Here is an 18,566-nt window from a genome sequence, read left to right on the forward strand (position 1 = left end):
ATCAAGACCCATCAGGGAACGACACCATGAACACCACCATGAAATGGCTTGCCGGCCTGACACTGGCCACAACGGCTCCACTGACACTGGCAGCGGAACAGATAGACGTCCTGATTCTGTACACCGAAGAAGCCACCACCACCCGTACCGGCCAGGATATTGACGCCCGTATTGCCTCCTATATCGAATACAGCAACCAGGCCTACCGTAACAGCCAGATCGGCATGGAACTGCGCCTGGTAGGTGCCCTGCCCACCGACAGCCGGTTCCGTTATACCGACGGCGACACCCTGGCCGCGTTCCGTACCGACCGGTCCGTGAACCAGTTGCGCCAGCAATACGGGGCCGATCTTGTAGTTCTGGTCAACATGCCCACGTCCGGCATCTGCGGCATCGGTTATCAGCCCGGCGGAAATGAAAGCACGGGTCGTTTCCATTCAAGCGCGTCAGCCTATGGCTTCAGCGCAGTTGGTGTGAGCTGCGGTTACGTGACCTTTCCTCACGAACTGGGCCACAACATGTCCCTGGGGCACTCCTTCGTGCAGAACAGCCCCGGCGGCGTGTTTCCCTGGGGCCGGGGCCACGGGGTTTCAGGATCCTTCAGCACCGTGATGGCTTACCCTCAGTCCTACAACACCCGTAACCACCTGCAGGAATTCTCGAACCCCGTACTGAATCGCTGTAACGGGTTGCCCTGCGGCTCGCCCACCAACCGGGCCGATGGCGCCGACGCGTCGACCGCCCTGAACCGACTGGCCAGCCAGGTTTCCAGCTTCATGCCCACGGTGGTGATTGATGACGAACCGGACGATGGCGACAACGGTGGCAATCCCGGTGGCGGCGGTGACACCGGCGGCAACCCCGGCGGTGGTGGCGATCCCGGCAATGATGGTGGTAACGGCGGCGGGAATGGCAGTGACCTGCCGGTCTGCGACAAACCCGACCTGAAAGAAAACAACCTGCTTGCCGGCAGCGATTTCAACGACCTGTCACCCTGGTCCAATTTCATGAACGCCGGCAATCTGGACACAGTCACCGTGGTCACCAGCTGTGGCCGTGACAACCGCCTGCAGGTTACCGATCGCCGGGCCTACTACGCTGGCCCGATTCAGGATATTCAGGGTGGTCTTGAGCCCGGCGCCGAGTACCGGATCACCGCCCGCCTGGGCCTGTCCGGAAACGCCAGCCGGGACTCGGTGCGCATGACCCTGCAACTGACCGACAATGCCGGCACCCGTTACCAGAATCTTCCGGCACTGTCGGTGACCGGTAATGAACTCAGCGGTTATGACCAGACCTTCACAGTTGAAAGCGAAGGCGCCCTGCGCAGCGCCCGGCTGCTGATCAACGGACCCGCGGCCGGCACTGACTTTGTGGCCGACGAAATCAAACTGGTGAAAGTCTCTGACGCACCGGAGCCGGATAACGAGCCTTCTGTACTGGTCGAAGAAAGCTTCGAAAACGGCGGTAACGGCTGGGCCGGTTACATGAGCACCTGGGTGTATCGCAGCCGCAGCGCCGCCAGCGATGGCAACTTCGGACTGGTATCCACCTTCCGCAACAGCATCTACTCCGGTCCCGGTTTCGAAGCCAATGGCTATGTAGTGCCGGGCGAAAGCTACACGGTTTCCGTGGATGTGCTGCTGCAGAATCGTCGTCTCGCCTCCGACAAGGCCGAATTGTGGGCATGGTTCGTGGATAACGATGGCGGCAAGTGGCAGCGCCTGGGCGGTGACACCATCGCGACCGGCAGCTGGAATACTATCAGCGCCGGCTTCAGCCTCGACAATAATGGCCCGGTCAGCCAGATCCGCTTGCATGTGATGGGGGCTGATCCCTCCAGCCGAATGGTGATCGACAATTTCCGGCTGGGTCGTTAATTCCGCTGTGAAATAGGGTTACCGGCGCACTGCTGATGCTTCCGGGAATCAACAGTGCATTTGCCCGGCTTCAGGCCGGGCTTTTTTATGCCTGAAATAATCCGGGCGCAGAGCCCGTGTGTTCACTGAAACTGGACACCAGAAAAATCCATGTTAGGGTTAGGTTTCATTATGCAACCTGATTCCGGGGGCCGGATGACCAGCCGTCGCCCCTACCAACCATCACGAATAATGCCAACAACAAGAACGGGAGATCTTCATGTTTCTGAGCGCACCCAAACCACTTGCCACCCCCCGTGGCCACTTCACTTACCGTGAAGGCGGCGATGCCAACGGTACTCCCCTGGTAATGATCCACGGCTGGCCTGAAAGCTCCTATTGCTGGGAGCACCTGGGAGCCTATCTGAAACCCGGTCTGCGCGTTATCGCGCCGGACTTGCGGGGCCTGGGCGACAGTGAACGTACCGAAGGCCAGCAGCACTACCTGAAGCAGGAGCTGGCGAACGACGTAGTCTCCATGCTGGATGAGCTGGGTATCACCGATTTCCAGCTGGTGGGGCACGACTGGGGTGGCGTCGTCGCCCAGGAAGTGGCACTGGCAATCCCCGACCGGGTCAGAAAGATGGTGATCATGAACATCGCCATCATCAACAATCTCAAGGGTAACCAGGAAGTCATGGCCAAGGTACGCTCCGGCAGCGGCAAGGCGTACTGGTACCAGCACTTCCAGCAGGCTCCGGGCATGGCTGAAGCTATGATCCCCGGCAACGAGGATGTCTGGCTGCGGTTTTTCCTCACGGGCGTTGTCGCGCCGATGCCTGAGGACGCCATCGCCGAGTACATCCGCATGTACAGCATTCCCGGCACACCCGGTGCCGGCGCCAGCTACTACCGCGCGTTTCACGACGACGCCAAACGCTGGGCCAGCCTGAGCGGCCATGTCTGGAAGATCCCCTCGCTGTACATCTACGGCAACAAGGACAAAGTCATCATTCCGGAATACCTGAACCGGATTGAAGAGTGTTTTGAGGACATTCGTGTGGAGCAGGTAGATGCCGGGCATTTCCTGCAGGAGGAAAAGCCCGAAGAAGTGGCGGGACACATGAACAACTTCTTCGACACCGGTCACTGATTCCGGTGTCCCGGGGCAGCCTCAGTCGGGCCGCTGCCCCAGGGCTACCCGGGCCACCAGCTGCTCAATCCGGCGAATCGCGTCTTCGTTGCCCTGGCGACCGGTCAGTACCACCTGTGAGCCCACGGTCGCCACGTACATCAGGGTGGCCAGGTCTTCAACCCGTTCCTCTTCAGCGCCCAGATTACGGAACAGCAGTTTGTTCTGCTCGACCCGGGCCCTGTCCACCTCGGCCACCAGCTTTGCGGCGTATTCATTGCGGCGGGCGAAATCCCGAACTGCCAGCTCCACCTGCAAGCGCCGGACGTTACGGGAAGCATCAGTCAGCAGCAGCTGCAGGATCTGGTGCAGCTCCTGCTCCGGATCGTCACCTTTCGGCTTCATGTAATCCAGTTCCACGAAACGTCGGTCCCGCCAGCGATCAAGAAAGCGGGTAACCAGATCCTCATGGTCGCGGAAATGCCAGTAGAAGCTGCCCCGGGTAACGCCGATCTTTTTCGCAAGGGTAAGTACCCGCAGATTGCCAAAACCACCGGAGGCCACTTCACCGGCGGCGGCATCCAGCCAGTCGTCGCGGGTGAGCTGCGGCTTCCCGGGGGTTTTACGGGCTTTTTGAAGGGTGACAGCCATGGGCGCTCTTACTTGATCGTCATATGAATGCAGGACCCTTTTCAGAATTACCGGGTCATGAATCGGGGGCCGAATACCAGGTGGATCGTGTCCAGCCATTGACCCCGACAGACAACATACATTACTGTACGGACTCTCCAGACACCAGTGTATGGGAAATTATTTCCGTATTTCCAGACGTCCATGCAAACCCTTCTGCGGTAGCAACCTGCCACAGGCCGGGCTTGAACAGGGACGTGAGTAATCCGACAAGGAGCCAGCAAAACATGAGCACCGCACACTACGAAACCAACGGCAACCTGGCCGTTATCCGCATGGACAACCCACCGGTAAACGGTCTTGGCCTGGAACTGCGCCGCGGGATTGTTGAAGGCATCAAGAAAGCCGAGCAGGACAGCGCCATTGAGGCCATCGTGCTGACCGGTTCCGACCGTGCCTTCTCCGGTGGCGCCGACATTACCGAGTTTGGTACTCCCAAGGTGTTTCAGGAACCCATCCTGACCACCGTGATTCACTACCTCGAAACCGCCAAAAAGCCGGTTATTGCCGCGATCAGTGGCAACTGCATGGGTGGTGGTCTGGAGCTGGCTCTGGGTTGTCATTACCGGATTGTCAGGCCCGATGCCACTCTGGCCCTGCCAGAAGTGAAGCTGGGCATCCTGCCGGGTGCCGGTGGTACCCAGCGCCTGCCCCGGGTCATCGGCGTTGAACACGCCCTGAACATGATCGTCTCCGGCGCCGTGGTACCGGCCAAACAATTCCAGGGCACTCCGCTGCTGGACGAAGTGGTCGACGGCGATCTGATGGAAGCCGCCCAGGCTTTTGCCCGCAAGGTTGTTGCTGACAAGATGCCGCTGAAGAAAGTGCGCGACCTGAAAGCCAAGCACCCGAACCCCGATGGCTTCTTCATGTTTGCCCGCAACACCATTGGTGCAGTGGCCAAGAACTACCCGGCGCCGCTGAAGTGCCTGGAAGCCGTTGAAGCGGCGGTGCGCCTGCCTTTCGACGAAGGCATGAAAGTGGAAAAAGCCGGCATCCAGCAGCTGATGCAGACCTCTGAGTCCGCCGCCCTGCGCCACGCCTTCTTTGCCGAGCGCAAGACCAGCAAGATCGCTGATGTGCCCGCGGATACCCCCACCCGCGACATCAAGTCCATCGGCATGATCGGCGCTGGCACCATGGGTACCGGTATTTCCATAAACTTCCTCAACGCCGGCATTCCGGTGACCCTGGTCGAGATGAAGCAGGAAGGCCTTGACCGTGGTATGGAAGCAGTTCGCAAGGTGTTTGAAGGCCAGGTGAAGAAAGGCCGCATGACCGAAGACAAGGCCAAGGCCCGGATGGCACTGCTGACACCATCCCTGAGCTATGATGATCTGAAGGACGCTGACCTGGTGATTGAGGCGGTGTTCGAGGAGATGGGCGTCAAGGAGCAGGTGTTCAAGAAACTGGACGAAGTCTGCAAGCCAGGCGCCATTCTGGCGTCCAACACCTCCACTCTCGATCTCAACAAGATCGCCAGCTTCACCAGGCGTCCCGAGGACGTGGTAGGCCTGCACTTCTTCAGCCCGGCCAATATCATGAAGCTGCTGGAAGTGGTTCGCGGCGACAAGACCGCCAAGGATGTGCTGGCCACCAGCATGAAGCTGGCCAAGACCATCAAGAAGACCGCCGTGGTCTCCGGTGTTTGTGACGGCTTTATCGGCAACCGCATGATCAACCAGTACTCCCGTGAAGCGCTGATCATGCTGGAAGAAGGCGCCAGCGTGCAGCAGATCGACAAGGCCATCGAGAAATTCGGTTTTGCCATGGGTCCGCTGCGCATGGCCGACCTCGCCGGTGGCGACATTGGCTGGGCCATCCGCAAGCGTCTGTACGCGGAAAACCCGGGCATGAAGAAGAACCTGATTGCCGACCGTCTCTGCGAGATGGGCCGCTTCGGTCAGAAGACCGGGTCCGGCTACTATCGCTACGAGCCGGGCAACCGCGCCGCCCTGCACGATCCGGAAGTGGACAAGGTGGTAGAGGAATGCCGCAAGGAACTGGGCATTACCCCCCGCAAGATCAGCAACCAGGAAATCGTCCAGCGCTGTGTCTACGCCCTGGTGAACGAGGGCGCCCGTCTTCTGGAAGAAGGCATTGCCCAGCGCGCGTCCGACATCGACATGGTGTACCTGACCGGCTATGGCTTCCCGATCTACCGTGGTGGCCCCATGCATTACGCCGAGCAGGTCGGTCTGGCCAACGTGGTTCGTGATATGGAACCGTTTGCCGACAACCCCCACAGCCAGAAAGGTTTCTGGGAACCGGCGGCCCTGCTGGCCAAATGTGCCGCGGAAGGCCGTGGCTTCGACCAGTAATTGCGGAAGCTGAACCTGACTCTGGTCGCCACCGGAACCCACGAATTGCTTGCCGGGGCCTGAATCGCCCCGGTACACAGGAGAAAGATTATGTCTAATGATGTTGTCATCGTATCCACCGCCCGCACGCCCCTGGCCAAGTCCTGGCGCGGCGGCCTGAACATGACCCACGGCGCCACCCTGGCTGGCCACGCCATCCAGCACGCGGTTGAACGCGCCAAGGTCGACCCTGCCGAAATCGAAGACGTGCTGATGGGTTGTGCCCTGCCAGAAGGCTCCACCGGTAACGATGTAGCCCGCATGGGTGCCATCCGCGCCGGCCTGCCGGTTTCCGTTGCTGGCGCCACCATCAACCGCTTCTGCTCATCAGGCCTGCAGGCCATCGCCATGGCCGCCCAGCACATTGCGGTGGACAAGGTACCGGTGATGGTTGCCGGCGGTGTTGAGTCCATCTCCACCGTACAGGCCACCGTCAACCAGAACTACATGGTTGAGCCCTGGCTGATGAAGAACAAGCCGGAGCTGTACTGGTCCATGCTGCAGACTGCCGAGAACGTGGCCCAGCGTTACGGCATCAAGAAAGAAGACATGGACGAATACGGTGTACGCAGCCAGCAGCTGGCTGCCAAAGGCCGTGAAGAAGGCAAGTTCGACGACGAGATCGTGCCCATCACCACCACCATGGGTGTGGCGGACAAGGCTACCGGCGCTCTCGGCACCAAAGAAGTGACCGTGTCCCAGGACGAAGGCATCCGCCCGGATACCAACCTTGAAGGGGTCACCAAGATCCGTTCCGCCATGGACGGCGGCGTGGTTACCGCTGGTAACGCCAGTCAGTTTTCTGACGGCGCCTCCGCCTGCGTACTGATGGATGGCAAGCTGGCGGAACAGCGCGGCGTGCAGCCCCTGGGCATTTTCCGTGGCTTCGCCGTCGCCGGCTGTGAGCCCGACGAAATGGGTATCGGCCCGGTCTTTGCCATTCCCAAACTGCTGAAGCGTGCCGGCCTGACCGTTGACGACATTGGCCTGTGGGAACTGAACGAGGCCTTCGCGGTGCAGGTCCTGTATTGCCAGCGCAAGCTGGGCATTCCCATGGAACGCCTGAACGTCAACGGCGGTGCCATTGCCGTGGGTCATCCCTACGGCACCACCGGTTCCCGTCTGGTAGGCCATGCCCTGATCGAAGGCAAGCGTCGTGGCGTGAAATACGTGGTGGTTACCATGTGTGTGGGTACCGGCATGGGTGCCGCTGGTCTGTTTGAAGTGGCCTGATCGTATCTGTACTGCGAACACAATCTGTAGATAGCTGAACCGGGGCGCCACCGGACCCGTACTGGCCGCGCCCCGTTGTTACTGACAAGACAAGAGAGACAACCATGGATCTGAACTACACCCCGGAACAGGAGGCTTTCCGCCAGGAAGTCCGCCAGTTCCTGAAGGACAATCTGCCCGCCGACATCAGTGAGCGGACGCAGAAACGCCTCCGTCACACCAAGGACATGACTGTCCGCTGGCAGAAAATCCTGCACAAGCAGGGCTGGGGCGCCTCCACCTGGCCGAAAGAATTTGGCGGCACCGGCTGGGGCGAAGTGGAACAGCTGATCTTCGAAGAAGAATGCGCCATGGCCGGTGCACCACGCCAGCTGGACTTCGGTCTGCGCATGGTGGCTCCGGTGATCATGAAGTTTGGTAACCAGGAGCAGAAAGACCGGCACCTGCCAGGCATTGTCGACGGTACGGTCTGGTGGTCCCAGGGTTATTCCGAGCCCGGCTCCGGATCTGACCTGGCCTCACTGCGCACCACGGCGAAACTGGAAGGCGACCACTACGTGGTCAACGGCCAGAAAACCTGGACCACTCTGGGTCAGTACGGTGACTGGATTTTCTGTCTGGTTCGCACCAACAGCGAAGTGAAGGCCCAGGAAGGCATTTCCTTCCTGCTGATCGACATGAAGACCCCGGGCATCGACGTGAAGCCCATCATCATGCTGGATGGCGAACACGAGATTAACGACGTGTTCTTCGACAACGTCAAGGTACCGGTTGAGAACCTGGTGGGTGAGCAGGACAAGGGCTGGACCTACGCCAAGTATCTGCTGGGTCACGAGCGCACCGGCCTGGCCAACGTTGGCCAGTGGAAAACCATGATGCGCCGCCTCAAGCAGATCGCCCGGGAAGAACAGGACGACGGCAAGGCCATCATCGAGAACCCCCGTTTCCGCGACCGTCTGGCCCAGCTGGACGCCGAGCTGCGCGCTCTGGAAATCACCGTACTGCGGGTGCTGACCAACTCCTCAGGCCCCGGCCCGGAAGCCTCGATCCTCAAGATCCGCGGCACCGAGATCGGCCAGAAGCTGTTCGAACTGGCCATGGAAGCCACCGGCCAGGATGCCCTTGCACACATCCCGGATGCACTGGAGCCAGACTACAGTGGCCCGCTGGTGGGCAGCATGAACGCGGTTCCCGCCGCCGGTGAGTACTTCAACATGCGTAAACTGTCGATTTTCGGCGGATCCAACGAGATCCAGCGCAACATTATCTCAAAACTCGTGCTGGGACTTTAAGGAGCGAACCATGAACTTTGACCTGACTGAAGAACAGCAAATGCTCAAGGACTCGCTGAGCCGCTTCCTGGCCAACGAGTACACCTTTGAAAAGCGCCGTGACATCATCAAATCCGGCAAGGGTACCGATCAGGCTACCTGGAACGCGCTGGCAGAAATGGGCCTGCTGGCCTACACCTTCCCCGAGGAGAACGACGGCCTCGGCGGTAACGCCCAGGACACCATGCTGGTAATGGAATCCTTCGGCCGCGCACTGGTGACCGAACCCTACCTGGCAACGGTCGTTCTGGCTGGCGGACTGATCCGTGATGCCGGCTCCGACGCCCAGAAAGCCGACGTGTTGCCAGCCATCGCCAGCGGCGAGCGGCTGCTGGCACTGGCCCACTATGAGCACGGCGCCCGTTACAACCTGAGCCACGTCAACACCACGGCCAAGGCCGATGGCAGCAGTTACGTGCTGAACGGCAGCAAGACCGCCGTCATCCACGGTGGTCAGGCCCATCAGCTGGTGGTCTCTGCACGCACCAGCGGCAACGCCCGTGACGAAAATGGCATCAGCCTGTTCCTGGTGGATGCCAACGCCGCCGGCGTGAAAGTCACCGACTTCGCGACCCACGACGGCTTCCGCACGGCAGAGCTGGAACTGAGTAATGTGAAGGTCGGCAGTGATGCCCTGATCGGTTCCGCCGACCAGGCCTTTCCCGCCATCGAGAAAGCCATCGACCTGGGCACCGCCGCCGTCTGCGCCGAAGCCGTGGGTGCCATGGAAGCCATGACTGAAACGACCCTGGAATACACCCAGACCCGTAAACAGTTTGGTATACCCATCTCCCGCTTCCAGGTGTTGCAGCACCGTATGGCGGACATGTTTATCCAGGCCCAGCAGGGTCGCTCCATGGCCATTCTGGCAGCGGCTTACGCCGATTCCGATGACCGCGATGCCCGTCGTGAAGCCATCTCCCAGGCCAAATTGCTGATCGGTCAGGGCGCCCGCTATGTCGGACAGGAAGGCGTGCAGCTGCACGGTGGTATGGGCGTGACCGACGAAATGTTCGCCGCCCACCTGTTCAAGCGCCTGACGCTGGTCAACCTGCAGTTCGGTGATTCCGACTATCACCTGACCCGGATCAGCGACACGCTGCTGGCCAAAACCGCGTAAAACGAGCGCCCTCAGGGGCGCTCACCTTATTCCTGATAACCATTTATAAAAACAGGAGATCCCATGAGTCTGAAACAGTTATTTGATCTGACCGGCAAAGTTGCCGTCATCACCGGCGGTTCCCGCGGTCTGGGTCTGCAAATGGCCGAAGCCGTTGGCGAGCTGGGCGCAAAAGTGGTCATCAGTGCTCGCAAGCAGCACGAACTGGACGATGCCGAGAAGCACCTGAAGGATCTCGGGATCGAGGTCATGACCATTGCCGCCGATATGTCTGACAAAGCCGGCATTTCCGGATTTGTCGATCAGGTAGTAGAGCGCTTCGGCACCATCGACATCCTGATCAACAATGCCGGCGCCACCTGGGGAGCTCCGGCTGAAGACCATCCGGACGCGGCCTGGGACAAGGTCATGAACCTGAACGTGGACGCCATCTTCTACCTGACCCGGGAAGTGGGCAAGCGCTGCATGATCCCCCAGAAGTCCGGCAAGATCATCATCACTGCGTCCATCGCCGGCCTGTCTGGCAACCCGGAAGGCATGAACACCATTGCCTACAACACCAGCAAGGGCGCCAATGTGAACTTCACCCGCGCCCTGGCGGCGGAATGGGGCAAGTACAACATCAACGTGAATGCCATCTGCCCGGGCTTCTTCCCGTCCAAAATGGCCAACGGCCTGCTGGATGCCATGGGTGACAAGATGCTGGAGCGGATTCCGCTGAACCGCTACGGCGGCGACGAAGACATGAAGGGCCTCACTGCTCTGCTGGCCACCGAAGCCGGCCGCCACATCACCGGCCAGGCCATTGCCATTGATGGCGGGACTATGGTTTCTTGATGGTCTCGTGATGGCGTCTTGATACTGCTGTGACGACCTGAAAGGTTGCGTCAAAGCCCGGACCGCTCAGGTGGCCCGGGCTTTTTTCTGGATATAAAACTCAGCATTACTACTTTAATTCCCCAGTTACCCCTCAAATATCGCTCTCGTCCATTCCGACGATTTTCAGTTTCAGGATTGCCTGGTTAAAAATCACACACTACTTTCATATCTACCGGTAGTTTCCGGTGGGGTGGCTGTGCGTCATCCGATTTGCCACCCGCAAGACACTGCAAGATGTTGCTCAAACCAAAACTACAATAATTTGGGGCACCTGTATGAATCTACGCAAAGGCATTACCCACACACTCTCGGCCGCCCTTGTGGCGGGCTGTCTTGGCAGCACTTCGGTTTCTGCCGAGACACTGCGTTACGCACTTGGCTACCCACCGGGCAGTGATTCGGCAAAGGCTGCGGAACATTACGCGGATATGGTGAAGGAGTATTCCAACGGTGAGCTCAATGTGCGGGTTTACCCCCTGTCACTGCTGAACTTTGCCGAAACCTCAGCCGGTCTGCGGGATGGCATCACAGATATTGGCTACCTTCTGAGCCCTTACTTCCCAGCTGAATACCCCCACACCAACCTGCTGGCAGAAGCGGCCATGCAGACTCAGTTACTGGATGAGTCCGTTCAGGGCAAGGAAGGCCCCGCCTATGTCGGTGCCCTGCTGGAGTATATATTTTTCCACTGCGACGGCTGCAACAACGAATTCAAGGCCCAGAACCAGGTGTTCACCGGCATGGCCTCGAGCTCAAACTACATGCTCAACTGCAACACGCCTGTCACCAGCGTGGCGGATCTCCGAGGCAAACGGCTGAGAGCAGCGGGCTCCCAGTGGTCACGGTGGGCCACCGGTTTTGGTGCCACTCCGGTCACGCTTTCCGGCAATGATGCCATGGAAGCACTCTCACAGGGCGTTGTGGATTGTGTGCTGATCTCCGCACCGGACCTGGAGAACCTGGGTATCATTGAAGCCACCACCAACATAACCACTGATATGCCGGGTGGGGTATTCGCCGGAGCGCCCATTGCCAACACCAACATGGATACCTGGCGCAGGCTCAGTGACGACCAGCGCCGCGCCATGCTGCAGGCATCCGCTCATATCTCTGCTGAAATTCCCTTCGTCTATCATGCCCGGGAGGCTGACGTTCTGGAACGGGCCAGCTCCGAGATGGGCATCAAACTTCACAAGGCTGAGCCTGACCTGGTTAACGCCACCCGAGAGTTTGTCCGCGGGGATATGACCGTGATCGCCCAGTACTACAAGGATCGTCATGGCGTGCAGAACGGCGTAGAGATGCTGGAAGAATTCCGCCCGATTCTGGAAAAGTGGGTAGGCCTGGTGCAGGACGTCGACAGCAAGGAAGCACTGGCAGAGGTTTACTGGACGGAGGTACTGTCAAAGGTTGACCCGTCGAAGCACGGTCTGTAAACGGCCCGCGCGCTGCTGGATGGCGAACCTGATGCCATCCAGCAGAATTCGTTATTTTTTATGGCCGCAGCCGGGATTGCCGAGGCACTCCCGCTTGCGGTAATCCACCACTTCGCCATCCCCCGCCAGCTCCACGTGGCAGCATTCCAGCACCTTGTCCCGCAGCATCTGCCGACCACGGCTGGCGCGGCTTTTCATCGCAGAATGGGAAAGCCCCAGTTCCCGGCTCAGGTCTGCCAGGGAGCGACCTTCAATGGCCGTGGCCAGCATGGTGTCACGGTACAACTCCGGCAATTCTTTCATGAAGGGCGTCAGGCACAGGGCCAGAGTCTGCTCTGCGGGCAGGCTGAAAGGCTGCTCCGCTTCCAGGTCTTCCGGCAGCTCACTGGTGATCCGCTGACTGCGGTAATGGTCAATGATCACGTTGCGGGCGATACGGTACAGCCAGGCCGGCATATTGGCCGGCGTGACACCCTTCTCCAGAGCTGTCATGGCCTTGAGAAACACCTCGTGCAACAGATCTTCGGCCAGGGCCGGGTCATGGACCCGGCCCTGGAGAAACCCCAGCAATCCACTGCGAAACTGGCGATAGGATTCGGTCAGCACCTGCTCCGGTGCTGACGGCTTAACAGCGGTCTGATCAACCACAGCATGATCCGGCGGGTGCATCCTGGCGGTTCTCTCCCTGATCAGGTGTTCCAGAGTGGGCGGAGACCTCATCCGGCGCACTGGCCCCGGCGCGTGTTGCCGTGCCGAACTGTCGGGCCTCACCCATGGTTACAAAATGCTCCCAGGGCATGCCCTGCGGGTCTACAACCCAGTGTTTGTCGCTGACAGCATAGCAGCACTGGGCTTTGCCCTCATCGAGAATCTCGGCACCGGACTGGCAGGCCCGGTCCCGCAGGGCCAGCAGTTCTTCCTCGCTGTCCACCTGCACTCCGAAGTGATCGACACCGGTGGTGGCAGAGCGGGTCGAGATCGCAAAATTGATGCGTGGATCATCCAGCATCCACTTGGCGTAGTCCGCTTCCTCCCTGGCGGGTGGCTGGGCAAACAGCCGGCTGTAGAAGGCAACGCTCTCATTCAGGTCGGCAACGGACACATGTACGTGAAATCGTTTCATGGCAATCCTCGGTCTGTTTTTGCTGCTTGTGCAGAACCCACTGTCCCGCTCTCAGTAACAAGACGGAGCTACCAGGAAACAGTCGCAGAAAAAAACCGAAACGTCTGGCATTGTGGTCAGGCGATCAGGCGGGTACAGGCACAGGCTGCGCGTTGACCAGGGGCTCAGGACCCGGAGTTTCGCTGGCGTGTAACGTCAGAATCGAGATCGCAGTCAGCAATGCCCTGTTCCTGGCATCGCCGGTCAGGGCAAGGTAAGCCGGGCCGTCCGGATTATCCATTATCAGCGTTGGGTGAGCCGCCCCCAGGGCACCGGTGATCATGCTGCCGAACAGGCGACGTACCCAGGTTAAAAGCCGACGGGCCCGCCTGTCGGCTTCAACTCTCGTGGCATAGGAATTGAGAGGCCCACAGACCGTTTCACTCATCCGCCTGACCTGAAACAGAGCCTTGTTTTTCAGCTGGAACAGGACCGCCGAATTGGGTCTGCCCCGGTACTGGATGGCAATCTGATCGGCCAGATGAAGGCACTCCCTGACCTGTTCCTCAACATAAGCCTCAGCAGCCTGTTCGCTCATACCCATCTCTTCAAAAAAGCGGACCAGATGAGTGATGGTATCGCCCTGCAGCTCGGCTTCCAGATCGCCCAGATCAATCAACTGCAATGCGGACTTCAGGTTATCGAACCACAGCCGTTTCCAGAATTCACTGCAGTTCAGAAGCGCCAGTAGCAAGGCGCACAGTTCGGCGTGGGCGTTAAGCATCCGCTCTGAGTCCGCCGAGACCCCGGGATGCAGCTCCCAGGGCTCCGCAGACTGCTGCAGTACCGCGCCACCAATGGAATTCAGGGCACTGACGAACTGACGGTAAGCAGGACAAGGTCTGAGTCGGGGTTTTTCATCGCTAGCCATGGCAGGTCCCTCCGGGCACGGATAGATGAGTCTGTGGGGAGCACATCTATCAGTATTGGCCGGAGTTCGTCATTTGGCCATGTGATGGAGAGGTTTTCAGAGGTTCCTGCCAGATCCACGTGAGATCAGCGCACCACCGGAATCACAAACTTCTCCAATAACCCATGCAATTGCTGAATCAACCCGGGCTGGCCCGGGGGTTCGGGGCTGGAGATCATCACCGCGGTCACAGCCAGCTCCGGGATCACATAAAGCATCTGACCGCCGAAGCCGCGGCCGTAGTAAGCGGTGTAACCGGTCAGGTCGGTTTCGAACCAGCCATAACCGTAGGGATCGTTGGTGAAGCGGGAGCGGGTTCTGGGTTGCCAGGACTGGTTGATCCACTCCTGTGACAGCACCCGCCGGCCATCGTGCAAACCGCCGTTGCGATAAAGCTCGCCGATCTGCAGCAGCGCCAGCGGCGACACCCGCATGTCGTTACCGCCAAAATAGATGCCCTGAGGGTCCCGGGGCCAGGGATGAATCTGGATATTCAGTGGGTCGCCCAACAGCTCCCGGGTCAGAGTCAGGGTGTCCTTGCCGGTGTGCGCTGTGAGCGCCGCCGAGAGAATATGATAGCTGCCGGTGGAATACAGCATGGTGCCGCCGGGCTCGTCCACGAAGGGTCGGGTCAGGGCATAATTGACCCAGTTGTTGCTGGTCACCCATTCTCCGTAATTGGGGCCAGATGTGCGCCCCAGACCCGCCTGCATGGTCAGCAGGTTGCCCACAGTAATCTCGGCCACCCGCTCATCAGCACCGGCCGGGGGCGTCAGAAGCTCAGTGATGGACTGATCCGCCCCTTGCAGCAGGCCCTTATCAATGGCCGCTCCGGTAACCGCAGCCAGCAGGGTTTTGGAGAGGGACTTGATGTTCACCGGCTGATCCAGCGCCGGGCCACGAATCACCTGGGCGTACACCGGCTCGCCGTCGACCGAGATCAGCACACTGTGCAACCGCGCGGTTGCTTCCGCCTGCTCAGCCAGGCCCTCGAAGCCCAGGGTATCCAGCGGTGCCTCGATGGCCCGGGCCTGCGCGCTGATTGCCAGTGCCAGCACCACGGCCAGCAGTCGACCCACAAAGCCCGAAGCGACCCAATCAGCACTGACAACACCCGGGTTCTGACTCATGACAATCCTCACAACAGATTAACTCCACCAGTGTGCTTACGTCAGAATCCCCACACCAGCTTTATCAGATGACGGGATGGTCACGATACGGACCGTTACACTTGGAAACCAAAAGGCCCATGTCGGTCCGTTGCATTCCGCTACAGAACAGCAAAAACTGGCCGTTACGCTTGATGACAAAAAACAACGACAGCATCATGAAACAGGCTCACCTCATGACTACAGCACAGGCCCCCAGCGCTACCCGCCCCGTGTCCGGCAATTCCGGTTCACCCACCCTCACCCGTTTTCAGGGGTGCGCGATGGCTGCTGGTGCTCTCCAGTTGCTTACTTCCGGTTTGCTGGCCTGGCAGGGTGGCGGGGCCATGGTGTGGGTAGCCGCCTTGCTGGCAGCGGCGGGACTAGGTACGGCGTGGTTTGGCTGGCGTCTGGACCGCGCCACGCAAGGGCCTCTGGTGACCACCCTGCGGGGCATCAACGAAGATCAGGGCGACCTGTCACAACAGGTGCCTGACCAGCAGAACAACTCGGAAAGCGCCGAACTGCTGAACCAGTTCATCGAGCGCCTGCGGGAGACTCTGGATGATCTGCGCAGCCACACCATCCGGGTATCCCTGGCCGCCGCCCGGGGTCGCAAACTGTCGGAAACTGCCGCTAAAGACGCTGGCCAGCAGGAGTCCTTCTCGGAAACCATTTTTAACTCCAGCGAAGAATCCTCCAACGCCATCGAGGAGCTGGCCAGCCGCACCAGCACCATTGCCGATATGAATTCCCGCAACCTGCAGGCCGGGCAGGAGTCCGCTCAGGAACTGAAGGAGGCGGCGCAGCTGATCGCTGAAGTCAGCGACATGATGGCGGAATTCCAGTCCACCGTGGCGGAGTTGCAGGGCACCTCTTCCAGTATCCAGACTATTCTGGGCACCGTTCAGGACTTTTCCGCCCAGACCAACATGCTGGCCCTGAATGCGGCTATTGAGGCCGCCCGTGCCGGCGAGCAGGGCCGGGGCTTTGCCGTGGTAGCCGATGAAGTGCGCGGCCTGGCGGTGAAGGTGGGCGGTGCCGCCGATCAGATCAACGATCTGGTCCAGAAGATGACCGGCGTAGTAGACCGCACCGGTGCTGGCATGAACGCCATGCAGGATCAGGCCAGCCGGGTGCGCCAGGCGGTGGAGACCTCATCCAGTCAGTTCCAGACCATGATTGCCGATTTCGAATCATCCCATGGTGACCTGTTGCAGATCAGCTCGGCGGTAGAGCAACTGACCGTGGTGAACCGGGACGTGCACAGCCGCAGCGTTGAAATCCGCTCGCTGGGTCAGCGCATCCGCGAAAACATGGAAGCCTCCGACAGCCAGACCAGCACCCTGGTGGATTCCGCCGACGAGACCCTACACAAGCTGTGTCAGTTCCGCATTGGCCGCGGGCCCATGGAACAGACCCTGGAAAAACTGGAAGCCCGTCGCGACCAGATCCAGGAGGCCATTGGCAAACTGGTGGAGGAAGGCGTGGACATGTACGACCGCAAACACCGGGAAATACCCGGCACCAATCCCCAGAAATACGACGTCGGCTACGCCCGCCCCTTCCAGCAGGCCTGCCAGCACCTGATCGACGAATGGGCAAAGGAAAACGACGGTTCCCTTTACTGCCTGCCCCTGGACACCGAAGGCTATGTGGCCATTCACCGCAGTGAACTGTCCCATCCCCCCACCGGTAACCCGGAAGTGGACCTCCTGAAAAGTCGCCACATGCGTTTCTTCCAGAGCCGCACCATTCCCCATATGGGGCGTTTCAAACTGCAGAGTTACATTCGGGACACCGGTGAAGTGATGTTCAACCTGTCGGTGCCCATTGAGCCGAATGGGCGCTACTGGGGTGGGTTGTTTATTGGTTTGCCGGCTGCGGCTTTGGGGATTGAGGATTAAAATCTTGAACCAGGCCATAAATCTTACTCACCAGAACCAGATAAGGTCTAACTACCCGTATTTTTAGCTGGTCCTGCCTTCAGAAAACCGACTTGTCCGTTCGTTTAACATTAAATCCCGCACCGAACCTTGCATTTCCTGAACTGTACCTGGCCTTTGAGAACATCACCTGAACCACTAAGGCAACGAATCTTACACGGTAGGCGGTTGTCGTATTACCGCCTATTTCGAGACTTACGCAGAGTCGCCGCAGCAAGTCGCATGAACCTTTCTAGCAGTAAGTAGTAAGTCCTCAAATGTGAAATTCGGTGAAAACCTCCCCCAGCAGTCCACGGGGGGCCAATTTTTCTGGTTAGGATGCTAGTTATTCAGGTACGCTCTAGTTTGGCGATTTGTGCTCGGGGTCGATTTTATACTCGGCTCAATAGACGCACAGTCCCTTTCATCCCAGCATAAGAGTGCGGGATAGATCCTCTCCGACAAGGAAATGTATATGTTCAAAAAAATAATACAAAAAAAATATCAGGGATTCATATTTTCTGGATTTTTAGATATTTTGAACGTAAAGAGCGCTTGCACTATATTATTTTCATTTTTGCTTTCCATAATGTTGGCAGGGTGCGGTGGCTCGTCTTCGGGCAACGACGACACCCCATCTCCCTCAGCCACATCTATTGAGTTTTCCGATATCGGCCCCTCCCCTACTCTCATTGAGGGCCAGTCGCTAACGCTAAAAGCCACACTGATCAACGATGACGGTAGTGTAACGAATACGGTCAATGCTGATTTTGAGTGGGCTACCGAAAACGAAACTATTGCTACAGTAAGTTCTGAGGGCACCATTGCTGCAGTCTCTCCAGGCACTACTGCTTTGACCGTGAGATATGGAGAAATCACAACTGACATTTCGATTGAGGTGGAACAGCGGATTTTGAGTAGGCTGGATTTAGTGCTTACCCCTTCAACAATCCCATTGGGCACATCGTCTACACTTAAAGTTTTTGGCATTTACAATGACGAGACCCGGGAAATGCTGGACGACAGTAATCCTATTTCGCTACAAACTTCAAATACCTCCACTGTACAAATAGATCCAGTGAATTTCGGTCGGATTGTAAGCTCAGGTATAGGAACGGCGACGGTAACTGCGTCCAGCGATTCAGGTATTTCATCGTCAGTTACGATTGAAATTACACCAGCACTAGTAACAGATTTAATGATCTCGAGTGAAGCATTGACCATTCCAGCTGGCTTCCCTGCTGCACTCTCAGCGACAGCTAGTTACACAGATGGTAGTCAGCGGGAAGTTACATCTGATGTTGTCTGGTCTGTTTCTGGAGCGGATGGCGCAAGTTGTTAGTGGCCAATTAAAATGACCCACTACTGGCCATTAATTTTG

The 18,566-nt window shown here is 58.7% G+C and carries 15 protein-coding genes; 10 read left to right on the top strand and 5 right to left on the bottom strand.

What is annotated here, in order from left to right; genetic code table 11:
* Nucleotides 1-26 precede the first annotated feature (26 nt).
* Both AAC035_RS01770 and AAC035_RS01775 read left to right on the top strand, forming a co-directional pair.
* The gene (locus tag AAC035_RS01770) at nt 27-1,880 is read left to right on the top strand and encodes a carbohydrate binding domain-containing protein (protein ID WP_339799412.1); all 1,854 of its coding nucleotides are present in this window, start codon (nt 27-29) and stop codon (nt 1,878-1,880) included.
* A 259-nt stretch (nt 1,881-2,139) separates the two neighbouring features.
* Nucleotides 2,140-3,012 carry an alpha/beta hydrolase gene (locus tag AAC035_RS01775; protein ID WP_339799414.1) on the top strand — a complete coding sequence of 291 codons (873 nt, stop codon included), beginning with the start codon at nt 2,140-2,142 and terminating at the stop codon, nt 3,010-3,012.
* Between the two features lie 21 nt (nt 3,013-3,033).
* On the opposite strand, the gene AAC035_RS01780 is transcribed toward AAC035_RS01775, so the two are convergent.
* Nucleotides 3,034-3,642, bottom strand: a complete 609-nt coding sequence (locus AAC035_RS01780; RefSeq protein ID WP_339799416.1) for a TetR/AcrR family transcriptional regulator — start codon at nt 3,640-3,642, stop codon at nt 3,034-3,036.
* Nucleotides 3,643-3,908: 266 nt separating this feature from the next.
* On the opposite strand from AAC035_RS01780, the gene AAC035_RS01785 reads away from it, so the two are divergent.
* From AAC035_RS01785 to AAC035_RS01810, 6 genes are all read left to right on the top strand, one after another.
* Nucleotides 3,909-6,002, top strand: coding sequence for a 3-hydroxyacyl-CoA dehydrogenase NAD-binding domain-containing protein (locus AAC035_RS01785; RefSeq protein WP_339799419.1), 2,094 nt, complete (start codon nt 3,909-3,911; stop codon nt 6,000-6,002).
* Nucleotides 6,003-6,092: 90 nt separating this feature from the next.
* Entirely contained in the window at nt 6,093-7,274 is a 1,182-nt protein-coding gene (locus AAC035_RS01790; RefSeq protein WP_339799420.1) for an acetyl-CoA C-acyltransferase, read from the top strand.
* Nucleotides 7,275-7,378: 104 nt separating this feature from the next.
* Entirely contained in the window at nt 7,379-8,566 is a 1,188-nt protein-coding gene (locus AAC035_RS01795; RefSeq protein WP_339799422.1) for an acyl-CoA dehydrogenase family protein, read from the top strand.
* Between the two features lie 10 nt (nt 8,567-8,576).
* A complete protein-coding gene (locus tag AAC035_RS01800) occupies nt 8,577-9,725 on the top strand; it encodes an acyl-CoA dehydrogenase (protein ID WP_339799424.1) in 1,149 nt (382 codons plus the stop codon).
* Between the two features lie 63 nt (nt 9,726-9,788).
* A complete protein-coding gene (locus AAC035_RS01805) occupies nt 9,789-10,562 on the top strand; it encodes an SDR family oxidoreductase (protein ID WP_339799426.1) in 774 nt (257 codons plus the stop codon).
* A 317-nt stretch (nt 10,563-10,879) separates the two neighbouring features.
* Nucleotides 10,880-12,040, top strand: a complete 1,161-nt coding sequence (locus AAC035_RS01810) for a C4-dicarboxylate TRAP transporter substrate-binding protein (protein WP_339799428.1) — start codon at nt 10,880-10,882, stop codon at nt 12,038-12,040.
* A 51-nt stretch (nt 12,041-12,091) separates the two neighbouring features.
* Here the strand turns inward: AAC035_RS01810 and AAC035_RS01815 are convergent, their stop codons facing one another.
* The 4 genes from AAC035_RS01815 to AAC035_RS01830 all read right to left on the bottom strand — a co-directional run bounded on the left by AAC035_RS01815 (nt 12,092) and on the right by AAC035_RS01830 (nt 15,242).
* Nucleotides 12,092-12,688, bottom strand: a complete 597-nt coding sequence (locus AAC035_RS01815) for a sigma-70 family RNA polymerase sigma factor (protein WP_339799430.1) — start codon at nt 12,686-12,688, stop codon at nt 12,092-12,094.
* On the bottom strand, nt 12,681-13,163 hold the full coding sequence (locus tag AAC035_RS01820; RefSeq protein WP_339799432.1) for an ArsI/CadI family heavy metal resistance metalloenzyme: 483 nt from the start codon (nt 13,161-13,163) through the stop codon (nt 12,681-12,683). Before AAC035_RS01820 ends, AAC035_RS01815 begins: the two co-directional genes overlap by 8 nt.
* Nucleotides 13,164-13,287: 124 nt before the next feature.
* Nucleotides 13,288-14,073 (bottom strand): hypothetical protein, encoded by a 786-nt coding sequence (locus tag AAC035_RS01825; protein ID WP_339799434.1) that lies wholly within the window; start codon nt 14,071-14,073, stop codon nt 13,288-13,290.
* A gap of 125 nt (nt 14,074-14,198) precedes the next feature.
* On the bottom strand, nt 14,199-15,242 hold the full coding sequence (locus tag AAC035_RS01830) for a serine hydrolase (RefSeq protein ID WP_339799436.1): 1,044 nt from the start codon (nt 15,240-15,242) through the stop codon (nt 14,199-14,201).
* A 215-nt stretch (nt 15,243-15,457) separates the two neighbouring features.
* Between AAC035_RS01830 and AAC035_RS01835 the strand changes: the two genes are divergently transcribed.
* Together AAC035_RS01835 and AAC035_RS01840 are read left to right on the top strand one after the other, a co-directional pair.
* Entirely contained in the window at nt 15,458-17,167 is a 1,710-nt protein-coding gene (locus tag AAC035_RS01835; protein ID WP_339799438.1) for a methyl-accepting chemotaxis protein, read from the top strand.
* Between the two features lie 493 nt (nt 17,168-17,660).
* Nucleotides 17,661-18,527, top strand: coding sequence for an Ig-like domain-containing protein (locus tag AAC035_RS01840; protein WP_339799440.1), 867 nt, complete (start codon nt 17,661-17,663; stop codon nt 18,525-18,527).
* Nucleotides 18,528-18,566: the final 39 nt, after the last annotated feature.

The sequence above is a fragment of the uncultured Marinobacter sp. genome, assembly GCF_963974375.1.
Classification (GTDB): domain Bacteria; phylum Pseudomonadota; class Gammaproteobacteria; order Pseudomonadales; family Oleiphilaceae; genus Marinobacter.